At 64.5% G+C, this 10,895-nt stretch carries 9 protein-coding genes; 1 reads left to right on the top strand and 8 read right to left on the bottom strand.

Features of this window, described 5'->3' with window-relative positions; translation table 11 throughout:
- Nucleotides 1–65: 65 nt before the first annotated feature.
- The 5 genes from OXU43_05040 to bioB all read right to left on the bottom strand — a co-directional run bounded on the left by OXU43_05040 (nt 66) and on the right by bioB (nt 4,863).
- Nucleotides 66–737: a hypothetical protein gene (locus OXU43_05040; protein MDD9824516.1), complete on the bottom strand. Its 672-nt coding sequence runs from the start codon at nt 735–737 to the stop codon at nt 66–68.
- Between the two features lie 150 nt (nt 738–887).
- Nucleotides 888–1,643, bottom strand: a complete 756-nt coding sequence (gene bioD / locus OXU43_05035; GenBank protein ID MDD9824515.1) for a dethiobiotin synthase — start codon at nt 1,641–1,643, stop codon at nt 888–890.
- A complete protein-coding gene (gene bioC / locus OXU43_05030; protein ID MDD9824514.1) occupies nt 1,636–2,559 on the bottom strand; it encodes a malonyl-ACP O-methyltransferase BioC in 924 nt (307 codons plus the stop codon). The genes bioD and bioC overlap by 8 nt, the downstream gene beginning before the upstream one ends.
- Nucleotides 2,556–3,809 (bottom strand): 8-amino-7-oxononanoate synthase, encoded by a 1,254-nt coding sequence (gene bioF, locus OXU43_05025; protein MDD9824513.1) that lies wholly within the window; start codon nt 3,807–3,809, stop codon nt 2,556–2,558. The genes bioC and bioF overlap by 4 nt, the downstream gene beginning before the upstream one ends.
- Nucleotides 3,810–3,843: 34 nt before the next feature.
- Entirely contained in the window at nt 3,844–4,863 is a 1,020-nt protein-coding gene (bioB, locus tag OXU43_05020; protein ID MDD9824512.1) for a biotin synthase BioB, read from the bottom strand.
- Nucleotides 4,864–4,955: 92 nt separating this feature from the next.
- On the opposite strand from bioB, the gene OXU43_05015 reads away from it, so the two are divergent.
- Nucleotides 4,956–5,648 (top strand): ComF family protein, encoded by a 693-nt coding sequence (locus OXU43_05015; GenBank protein ID MDD9824511.1) that lies wholly within the window; start codon nt 4,956–4,958, stop codon nt 5,646–5,648.
- Nucleotides 5,649–5,672: 24 nt separating this feature from the next.
- Here OXU43_05015 and gyrB read toward each other — a convergent pair whose 3' ends face one another.
- The 3 genes from gyrB to dnaA all read right to left on the bottom strand — a co-directional run bounded on the left by gyrB (nt 5,673) and on the right by dnaA (nt 10,818).
- On the bottom strand, nt 5,673–8,081 hold the full coding sequence (gene gyrB / locus OXU43_05010; protein MDD9824510.1) for a DNA topoisomerase (ATP-hydrolyzing) subunit B: 2,409 nt from the start codon (nt 8,079–8,081) through the stop codon (nt 5,673–5,675).
- Between the two features lie 140 nt (nt 8,082–8,221).
- Nucleotides 8,222–9,331: a DNA polymerase III subunit beta gene (gene dnaN, locus OXU43_05005; GenBank protein MDD9824509.1), complete on the bottom strand. Its 1,110-nt coding sequence runs from the start codon at nt 9,329–9,331 to the stop codon at nt 8,222–8,224.
- 158 nt (nt 9,332–9,489) lie between these two features.
- On the bottom strand, nt 9,490–10,818 hold the full coding sequence (gene dnaA, locus OXU43_05000) for a chromosomal replication initiator protein DnaA (protein ID MDD9824508.1): 1,329 nt from the start codon (nt 10,816–10,818) through the stop codon (nt 9,490–9,492).
- Nucleotides 10,819–10,895 lie beyond the last annotated feature (77 nt).

Genomic DNA, 10,895 nt, shown 5'->3' with positions numbered 1-10,895 from the left:
CGGCGCCAGCAGCGGAGCGGGGCCGGCCGCCACCGCCCTTGCGGCCCCCGCCCCCAGGCAGGCGCTCACCCGCCCTTCTTGTAGCGGCGATATTCGTCCCATAGTTTCTCGCGCACCTCCGGGTCCGGTTCCTTGGCCGCGGCCTCCCGCAACTGCCGCGCCACAATGTCGTCGTCCTGGCCGTCGCCCACGTCCGCCGGCGCAGACGGCAGATTCCTGCCACCGCGGCCTACCGCGCCCGCGGTCTTCGGGGCGGCGGCGCCCCCTGCCTCCGCCTCTTGCGCGCCCGAAAGATCAGGGGGCAAGCGCTCTTCCCTGTCCCCATCCCCGGCGGCCGCGTCCGCGTCCGGGGCGCTCTCTTCCAGGTCGCTCAATCTCCCCAGCTCTCTGCTGACCATGCCCCCGTTCTCCGCCGCGGCGGAGTCCTCTCCTTCCTGCATCCGCTCCAACTCCAGGCGGGCCTTCAGCAGGATATCGTCCGTGTCGTCCAGGGCCTGTTCGTGCCGCAACAGCAAGCGCCGCTCGCGTTCCGCGGCCGTCGCCCCTCCCGCCGCGCAGTCCTCCAGCCCCCCGACCGCCGTCTCCGTGGCGCTCATGTCCCCCACGTCCCCGGCGGCGCAGGGCGGCCGGGCGCCGCCGCCCCCGGACATATCGCCCGCCATATCCCCCTCTGCCGCACCCCCGGCCCAGGCGCCGGGCGCCGCCAGCAACAGCGCGAGCGCCAGCCGCCGTCTCACGGCACCCCCCGCGGCGGGAATGGGGGGGCGTCGCCTTGCAAGCCGCTGTCTCGCGCCAGTCATCCTGCGGCAATTTTATCAAATCGCGGCAACGGCGGGTACATTTGCGGTTCCGCGGCGAGGCTGCGAACGGACGGGGCGCAACGGCGGTTATGGCACGGGCCGCGAGCGGCGCCCGGGCGGGGCGCCACTGGCCGGAAACGCCTCCCGAAAGGCATGGCGCACGCCTTCCTCCAGGCCATCGGCAAGCCGGTCGGCGGGAGGAGGAGAAGAAACAAAAGGGAGCAGCCCCAGGGGAGGCGCGCCCAGGCCCCGGGAAAGGGTCTCCAGCGTCTCCGGCAACGTTTCGTAGCCCGGCTCCAGGCGGTTGGCGATCCAGCCTTTCAGTTCCAGGCCGTCGGCGCGAATGGCCTCGGCGCTGAGCAGCGCATGATTCAGACAGCCCAGGCGCAGGCCGACCACCAGCAACACGGGAAGCCGCATGGCATGCGCCAGGTCGGCCAGCGTGCGCTCCGGGCCCAGAGGCACGCGCCAACCGCCGACACCCTCCACGACAACGAAGTCGGCCTCACGGCGGAGCCCCTCGAAGGTCTGGAGGATCGCCGCGATGGAGATCTCCCGGCCAACCCGTAGCGCCGCGATGTGCGGGGCGATCGGGGGCGCGTAGCGGCAGGGGTTCACCCGTTCGTAGGGCAAGGCGAGCGCGCTGTGTTGCTGTAGCAGGAGCGCGTCCTCGTTGCGCAGGCCCGCGGGCGTTTCTTCGCAGCCGCTGGCTATGGGCTTCATGCCCGCGACTCGGCAGCCTTGCCGGCGCAAAGCCGCCAGCAAACCGATACAGGCCCAGGTCTTGCCCACCCCCGTGTCCGTGCCCGTGACGAACACGCCCGCATTCCGGCGCTCAGTCATCGTCCCGCTCGCTGTCTTTGCCACGGTCCGTTGCCCCGCGCCGCAACCGCAGCGCCGACAATGGAACGACCGCCTCCGCCGGCCCGGCGGGCCGCGGTTGCGCCGGGCGCTTCGGGCGCCAGGCATGACCGTAGATGATCTCGAAGGTGGCCGGCAACAGGCCATCTGGACCCCGGCAGCCTTCGTAGGCATCGAGCATGCGCCGCCTTCGGCCTTTGCCGGCAAGGCCCCGGCGCCGCTCCAGCGCCACATTGCGCGCCCCCAGCTGCCGCAGCATGCGCGCCAGCGCCTTTACGTCCGGGAAGCGCAAGATCAGGCGCTCGGTGTCCAACACGGGCTCCTCCAGGCCGGCCCGGATCAGGGCGTCTCCGATCTCCTGCATCACCGGGAAGGCGTTCACGTGCGGGCCGTCGTCCGCCGCCGCCCAACTTTGCCTGAGTTCACGCAAGGTGTCCGGCCCGCACGCGGAGAACAGCAGCAGTCCCTCGCCGCGCAGCACCCGCGACTGCTCGCGCAAGGCGCGCCCCAGGTCGCCGCACCAGTGCAGCATCAGGCTGGAAAACACCAGCTCGAAGGACCGATCCGCCAGCGGCAGGGCGGCGGCGTCCGCGCACAGGAAGGAGTGGCGGGAGAACCAGCGCGGCGCCCGGCGGCGCGCCGTATCCAGCATGGCCCAGGAGCAGTCCAGTTGCACAAAACGAGCGCGAGGAAAGCGCTTTTGCAAAAGCCGCGCCCCGATACCCGTGCCGGCGCCCAGGTCCAGGACGCGGAGCGGCCGAATCCGCAAGAGGTCCAGGCGCTCCGCCAGGCGCCCGGCCACCTCGCGTTGCAGACCGGCGACCCGTTCGTAGTCCCTGGCCGCCGTATCGAAGTTTCGGACCATGGCGGGCCAGTCCAGGCGCCTCTGGGCACTCACGACGGGCGCTCCCGCGAGGATGCGGCCGGCGGCGCGGAAGCGGACACCGAAGTCCCGCCGCTCGCGCCCGCGGCCTCCTGCGCGCTGCCGCGAACGCATAATTTTCCCAGGGACTCCAGCAGCGCGTCTATATGTCCGCGCTCGTGGCATGCCGTCAGGCTAATCCGCAGGCGGGCCTCGCCCCGGGGCACGGTGGGCGCCCGCACGGCGGGAACCAGCATCCCGTTCTCGAGCAGGGCGCGGCTCAGCCGTACCGCCTCCCGGGAAGCGCCCACCGGCAAGGGCTGGATCGGCGTGCGGGAAGGGAGCAGCGGCAACCCCAACTGCCGCGCGCAAAGCAGGAAGTACTGTATGCGTTCGTGCAGGCGGCGGCGGCGCCAGCCTTCCCGGCGCAACAAGAGCAATGCAGCGCCGGCCGCCTGCATCAAGGCCGGGGGAAGGGCGGTGGTGTAGATCAGCGGGCGGGCCCGCTGAACCAAAGTCTCCACCAGCCCGGCGGCGCCCGCGACGAAGGCGCCGGCACACCCCAGCGCCTTGCCGAAGGTGCCCACCAGAACGGGGACCTGTTCCTGGCCCAGGCCCAAGTCCTGCAACGTGCCCGCTCCGGTCGCGCCCAGGACGCCGATCCCGTGGGCATCGTCCACCATCAGCGCGACGCCGCGGCGGCGGCAGAGCCGCGCGATCTCGCGCAGAGGAGGAACATCGCCCTCCATGCTGAATACGCCCTCGGTGACCGCCAGGCAGTCGCGGCCGGCGGCGGCGGCCAGTTTGCGCCGCAAAGATTCCGGGTCCGCATGGCGGTACCGTGACAGGCGCGCCCGCGACAGCAATATGGCATCCACCAGAGAGGCATGGCTGAGCCGGTCGGCGCAGGCCAGGGCGCCCGGCCCCAACAGGGCGCCGACCACGGCCAGGTTCGCCAGATATCCCGAAGAGAAGACCAGGCAGCGCTCGCGGCCGGTCAGTTCGGCCAGTTGCTCCTCCAGGGCTTGTTGCGCCCGGCTGTAGCCGCAGACCAGTTGCGAGCCGCCGCTGCCCACGCCGTATTGCCGCAAGGCGCGCGCCGCCGCCCCTACGACCGCCGGGTGGGAGGCGAGACCCAGGTAATCGTTGCTGGAGAAGTTCAGCAGCCGCCGTCCGTCCTGCCAAGCCCACGCCCCCTGCGCCCCCTCCAGAGGCCGGCGAAGGCGGCGGGCCTCCGGCGGCAGAGATGCCAGCCGCGTCTCCAGGCGCTCCAGAAATCCGCTCACGACACGCTCCGCCGGCCCGCGGCGGCCCCCCGCGCTAGTGGGAGACGACCATGCCGAGACGCTGCAATAGCCGCCGGTCCCGGGCCACCGCCGAATTCTTGGTCGTCAGCAGCCTCTCGCCGTAGAAGATTGAGTTCGCGCCGGCATGAAAACAAAGGGCATGAAATTCGTCCGACAGTTCGTCCCGGCCCGCCGCCAGACGGACGCGCGAGGCCGGCATCACGATACGCGCGACCGAGACCGCCCGCACCAGGTCCAGGGGGTCCGCGGGGGCGGCATCCGCCAGCGGCGTCCCCGGCGAGCGGTGCAGGAGGTTGATCGGCACGCTTTCGGGGTGCCGCGGCAGGGTAGCGAGAACCTGCAGCATTTCGGCGCGATCCGCCACGCTCTCGCCCATGCCGACGATCCCCCCGCAGCATACGGCCATCCCGGCTTGGCGCACATGGGCCAGGGTCCGCAGGCGATCCTGATAGGTGCGCGTACCTACGACCTTGCGATAAAAGCCGGGCGAGGTGTCTATATTGTGGTTGTAGAAGTCCAGACCGGCGCCTTTGAGGAGGCGCGCCTGCCCGGCATCCAGGAGTCCCAGGGTCGCGCAGGTCTCGAGGCCCAGGTCTTTGACCGCGGAGATCATCTCCAACACCGGCGGCAGGTCGCGCGGGCGCGGCCCGCGCCAGGCAGCGCCCATACAGAAGCGGCTGGCGCCTTGATCCCTGGCTTGCAACGCCCGTGTGCGGACTTCCTTCAAGTCAAGCAGGGGGGTGGGGCGCACCCCGGTGCGGTACCGCGCGCTCTGCGGACAGTATGCGCAGTCTTCCGGGCAGCCCCCCGTCTTAATGCTGAGCAATACGCAGAGCTGCACTTCCCTGGGATCGAAATGGCGACAGTGGATCCGGTGCGCGCGCCGCAACAATTCCGGCAGCGGCAAACGGAACAGCGCCATGACTTCCGGCAACGACCAGTCACAGCGGATTTCCCCGGAGATCGCTTTTTTTTGCGGCAAAGTGGAAAAGCCCCCTTCCGTGCTGCTACCCTGCAGCCGGCGGCGCGCCATTGCGGCTCCTCACGCGGAGCCGCCCGCGGAATGCCCCGCGATCATGCGGGCGCGCCCGGCTTGCTTGGGCATCATTGTAGCGAGGCTGGATTGTGTCGGCTATAGGGACGTGGCTGGACCGGCTGTTCTACCCGCCCTGCGTCGTCTGCGGCGCGCGGGGCCGCGGCGCCCTGTGTCAGGGTTGCTCGGAAGATCTCCCGCATAATCTCCGCGCCTGCCCGCGCTGCGCCCTGCCGATGCCCTGGCCCGGGCATTGCCCGGCCTGCCTGCGCCGCCCGCCGTTTTACTTTTCCTGTATGGCCCCTTTCGTGTACGAATTCCCCATTAATTCCCTGGTGTTGCAGTTGAAGTCCGGCTCCAGGCTTTACCTGGCGCGCAACTTCGGAGAGTGGCTGGCGAAGGCGGCGCGGGCCCGGGACGCGGCGCTTCCCCAGGCGCTGGTCCCGGTGCCGCTGCACCACAGGCGCCTGCGACACCGCGGCTTCAATCAGTCCCTGGAGATCTGCCGCTGGCTGCGGGACGACCTGAGCATCCCCATAGACCCTTGCGGCCTGAAGCGCCGTCCCGGCCGCCCGCAACAGGGGCTCACCGCGGGGGAGCGGCGCGCCAACGTGCGCAACGCTTTCCTGTTGCCCGGGGAGCGGTTGCCGGAATATCGTCATGTCGCCATCGTGGACGATGTGGTGACCACGGGGAGCACCGTGAACGAACTCGCCAGGACCCTGCGCAGGGGAGGGATCGGGCGCATAGACGTATGGACCCTGGCAAGGGCCGCCGCGATGTGAGCGCCGCGACTTGAAGGCCGCGGCTCAGGTGTCGAGGTTTTCCACGAAAAGGGCGTTGGCCTCGATGAACTTCTTGCGCGGCTCTACCGGTTCGCCCATCAAGGTGTAGAAGACCTTGTCGGCGGCGATGGCGTCCTCCAGTTTTACTTTGCACAGGGCGCGCGTTTTGATGTCCATGGTGGTCTCGCCGAGTTGGTCCGGGTTCATTTCCCCAAGGCCCTTGTATCTCTGGAGGCTGATGTCGCGGCGGGCCTGTTCCAGGATCCATTCCACGGCGCTGTAGAGGGAGGTCACGGGCTGTTTCCGTTCCTTCACCTGGGCAAAGGCTTCCGGTTGCAGCTCCAGTTTCCGGGCATACTCTCCGATGCGCATGTACTCCGGCGATAGAAACAACTCCGGGCCCAATTCGACGGCGATGGGGATCCCGTACTGGCTGAGGGTAAAGAACACGCGCCAGCCCTGATCTTCTTTCTCGATGCGCGCGACCTGGGCGCCGGCGCCGTTGCCGGCGCCGATGCGGCGTCCCAATTCGCCGAACCACTCCCGGACCGCGTCCTGGGTAGGAACCGGTTCGTACTGCAAGCTGGGCATCTCCGGTATCTGCCTCACCAGCTGGGGAGGGTAGCGCTTGGCCAGCAGGGCGCAGTCTTCTTTCATGCGGGAATACGCGTCGCCGATGCGCGCGAGGGCCTTTCCCGCCACGGCCTTCCCCCCATTGCCGGGATGTATGCTGGCATCTTGCAGGGACAGCTTCATCAAGTGCAGGTCCAGTTCCCGTTCCGTCTGCAGATACTGTTCTTGCTTGCCTTTCTTGGCCTTGTAGAGCGGCGGCTGGGCAATGTAGATGTGGCCTCGCTCTACCAGCGCGGGCATCTCCCTGTAGAAAAAGGTCAGCAACAACGTGCGGATGTGGGAGCCATCCACGTCGGCGTCCGTCATAATGATAATCCGGTGGTAGCGTAGCTTGGCCGGGTCGAATTCGTCCTTGCCGATACCGCAACCCAGGGCAGTGATCAGGGTCCCGATCTCGGCCGAGGAAAGGATTTTGTCCAGACGGGCTTTCTCCACGTTGAGAATCTTCCCCTTAAGCGGCAATACCGCCTGGTAACGGCGATCCCTCCCCAGCTTCGCGGAACCGCCCGCCGATTCCCCCTCCACCAGAAACAACTCGGAGCGGGCCGGGTCTTTCTCCTGACAGTCGGCGAGCTTGCCCGGGAGACCGGCGATGTCCAACGCCGTTTTCCTTCGCGTCAATTCCCGGGCCTTGCGAGCCGCCTCCCGGGCGCGGGAGGCCTCGATAATCTTCTCGCATATCGCCTTCGCCTCGGCCGGGCGTTCCAACAGGAAATCCCGCAGCGCCCCCGGAACGATGGACTCAATGATGCCTTTCACCTCCCCCGATACCAGCTTGTCCTTTGTCTGAGAGGAGAATTTCGGGTCGCGCATCTTGACCGACAGCACGGCGATCAGCCCTTCCCGCACATCTTCGCCCGCTATGGACAGCTTCGCCTTGGCGTTAAGGCCGCGCTCTTCAAGAAAGCCGTTCAGGGTTCGAGTCAGGGAGGATTTAAGTCCCGCCAGGTGAGTGCCGCCATCCTGCTGCGGAATGTTGTTCGTGAAACAGAAAATGCTTTCCTGATAGGAGCTGTTCCATTGCAGGGCCAGCTGGATCTCTACATCCCCCCGTTTCTCATCCAGCGCGATCACGCTCTCGTGCAACGTGGTTTTATTGCGGCCCAAATCCTTTACGAAAGCTGAGATTCCTCCCTTGTAGCGAAAGTGGTTCTGACGCCCGGAGCGCTCGTCCAGCAGGTCAATCCCAATCCCGGCATTCAGGAAAGACAATTCCCGCAGGCGGGTGGATAACACGTCATAATGGAAGGAAAGGTCGCGGAATACTCCGGCATTGGGCTGGAAACGAATGCTCGTGCCCGTCTCGTCGGAGTCGTTTATCCGTTGCAGAGGCGTCTCCGGAGACCCGTTCCGATATTCCTGCCGGTAGTACCCGCCGCCGCGGCGAATCTCGAGCACCAGGCGCTCGGAGAGGGCATTGACCACCGAGATCCCCACCCCATGCAGCCCCCCCGATATCTTGTAGGCGTTGTCGTCGAATTTTCCGCCCGCATGCAGGGTCGTCATGATCACTTCCGCGGCGGTTTTCCCCTCCTCCGCATGCATGTCCACCGGAATCCCGCGGCCATTATCCCGTATTGATATCGTTTCGTCCGTGTGGATGACGACCCGAATCTCGTCGCAGTATCCGGCCAGGGCCTCGTCCACGCTGTTGTCCACCGCCTCGAACACCATGTGGTGCAACCCGGTTCCGTCTTCCGTGTTGCCGATATACATCCCCGGCCGTTTGCGTACGGCATCCAGACCGCGCAAGACCTTGATCTTGGAAGAGTCGTAGCTTTCCTTAGCTGCCTTCGTCATCCCTACTCCTTCTCTTTCTAGCCCCATGCTTTTCCGATTCCGTTTGCCGTTCCACGTGGAACCGCGCCCAAGGCGCCGTCCCAGGGCGCCGTCCCGGGAAACCGGTTCCACGTGAAACACCCCACCTTCGGTCCCCGCCCCTACAGCCGCATCGGCATGATCACATATCTGTACGAATCTTCTTCGGCGGGAAGAATCAAACAGCTGCCCGTGGCAGACGTGAAGTAGAACCGCACCTTCTCCCCTTCGACCTTCTCCAAAGCGCGCATCAGAAAATCCGCGTTAAATCCTATCTGCAACGGGTCCCCTTCATACTCGACCGCAAACTCCATCTCGCCGCGCTCTCCTTCTCTGTTCTCCACCTCCAAACGCATGGCGCCCTCCGAGATATGCAGGTTCACGCCGCCGTATCTCCTATCCTCCAGGAGCGCGGAGGCTCGCAGCAGAACCTTGAGAAGGTTCTCTCGACTAGCCAGCATCAGCGACTCGGTCGGCGCCGGAACGACCTTCTCGTAATCGGGATACTCGTCTTCAAAAAGGCGGCATGTGAACCGCAGATTATCCATCGTAAATCGGACGAATGTGCGATCTATCTCCAGCTGCAGTTCTCCATCGCCTTCGATCAACTGCAACAGGCGCTCCACCGTCTTGCGGGGAACGAGCATCCGAACCGATAACTCCGAATCCATCTCCAGCGAGACTTCCGCCAGCGCCAGCCGGTTCCCATCCGTACCCACCGCCCGAATCTTTCCGTTGGCCACTTCCAGCAACAAACCGTTCAGATAAGCGCGGGAATCCTGGGCTCCTATGCAGAACAAAGTTTTTTCCAACAGGTGCCGGAAGACGCTGCGCGGGAGCGAAAACTGCGCCTTGGGGTCCACCCCCTGCATATGGGGAAACTCTTCGGAAGACAGGTTCTTCAGCGTAAAGCGGTTTTTCCCGGAGGTAACCGTGCCCATATTTTCCTGGAAAGAAACCTTCAGTTCGGCGTCCGTAGGAAAGGACTGGCAGAGATCGGCCAGCTTCGCGGCAGGCAGCGTGGAAACGAATTCGGAATCGGATTTGCAAGCCAGAGCGATACTCAACTCCAATTGCTGAGTCGCTGCCGTAACGGTGAGCTTTTCCCCCTCGGTCTGCAACAAAACCTGGTTCAGTATCGTGGGGGTCTGCGTCCCGCTTTCGATAATTCGCCGCACGGCCTGCATGGCCTGGTACAGGGTTTTCTGCGCTACAGTAAATTCTTTATTCATTTTTAAACCTCGTTATTTTAAGGGCGCCCCATTTCGGTGGAAAAGCTTTTCCTTGCCCGTGACTGCGGCCTCCCCAGTCTCGCGCGTCCTGTGTATTACCTGTCCCGAACCTGGTATCCGCGGCAAGGAATTCCCTGGCTTGCTAAGCGATTCTCCCATCATATGGACAGGATCTTCATAATGTTTTTGTAGTCCTCTTCGATCTTGTTGTCGCCTTGGCGGAGTTCGGAGATTTTCCTGCAGGCATGGATAACCGTCGTGTGATCTCTGCCGCCGAATGCCTCTCCGATTTCGGGGAGGCTGTGGTTGGTCAGTTCCTTGGCGATGGTCATGGCGATCTGTCGCGGCCGGGTAATCGAGCGGCTCCGGCGCTTGGACAGCAAATCGGAGATTCGAATGTTGAAATACTCGGCGGTGGTTTTCTGGATATTGCTCAGGGATACCTGCCGGTCTATCAGGGCGAGCATGTCTTTTAGCGCCTCTTTGGCGAAATCGAGGGTAATGGGGGCGTTGGTGAATTTGGCGTTCGCGATGACCCGGTTCAGCGCGCCCTCCAACTCGCGCACGTTAGCGGAACGAAAGCGTTTGGCGATAAAGAAGCAGGTCTCGTCCGGAACTTCGGACTGCCTTTGTTGCGCCTTGCTCTTCAAAATGGCTACCCGGGTTTCCAGTTCCGGCGGATCGATGGTGACGGTGAGGCCGGATCCGAAGCGGGACTTCAATCTCTCCTCCAGACCGGGGATTTCCTTGGGGTAGCGGTCGCAGGTCAGGACGATTCGGCTCTGGCTTTCCAGCAGGGCGTTGAAGGTGTGGAAGAATTCTTCCTGGGACTGCTCTTTTCCGGCAAAGAACTGGATATCGTCTATCAACAAGGTGTCCAGAGATCGGTAGTGCTTTTTAAACCGGTCTATCGTGTTGTGTTGCAGGGCATGCACCATTTGGGCGACGAAGCGTTCGGAATGAAGGTATGCGATCTGCGTCCCGGGCTGTCTCCTTGTGCTTTCGTGTCCGATCGCCTGCATAAGGTGCGTTTTTCCCAGTCCGACGCCACCGCATATAAGCAACGGAATGTGGGCCGGTTCCTGTTTTTTGGCGACTTGAAGCGCGGCCGTCTTGGCGAATCGGTTCGTGCTGCCTTCCACGAAAGTGTCGAAGGTATAGTCCTCCCGCAACTTGATGTTGTACTTGGAGATGGGCGAGACGGGGCCGGCGCGGGGGGGCGCGTCGGTGCGTTCGCCGCCATTCGTTTCGGTGAGGCGGCCTCCTATATTCGCTTCTACGGATATTTCCGGACGACCCTCCCTGTGAGCGATCTCGCGTATTTTCGGCAGGTAGTGTTCTTCAAGCGAGTTCAATACGAAGCGGTTGGGCACGATGAGCGTAATAGAGTCCTCGGCCTCTACGGCTTGCACGGGACGGATCCAGGTGTCGAACTGATCCTTTGTCAGTTCTTCCCTTAACTTTTCCCGACAGAAGTTCCAAAACATGCGATGAAGCCAAAGACAGAACAGGTTCCCCGACCTGCAGGGAGGTCCACTGAGCGCCTAGTGTACCCTTGTTTCGG

The sequence above is a fragment of the Gammaproteobacteria bacterium genome, from assembly GCA_028817255.1.
GTDB lineage: Bacteria > Pseudomonadota > Gammaproteobacteria > Porifericomitales > Porifericomitaceae > Porifericomes > Porifericomes azotivorans.
The sequence above is the reverse complement of the archived record's forward strand: the minus strand, read 5'-3'. Positions and strand labels throughout refer to the sequence as shown.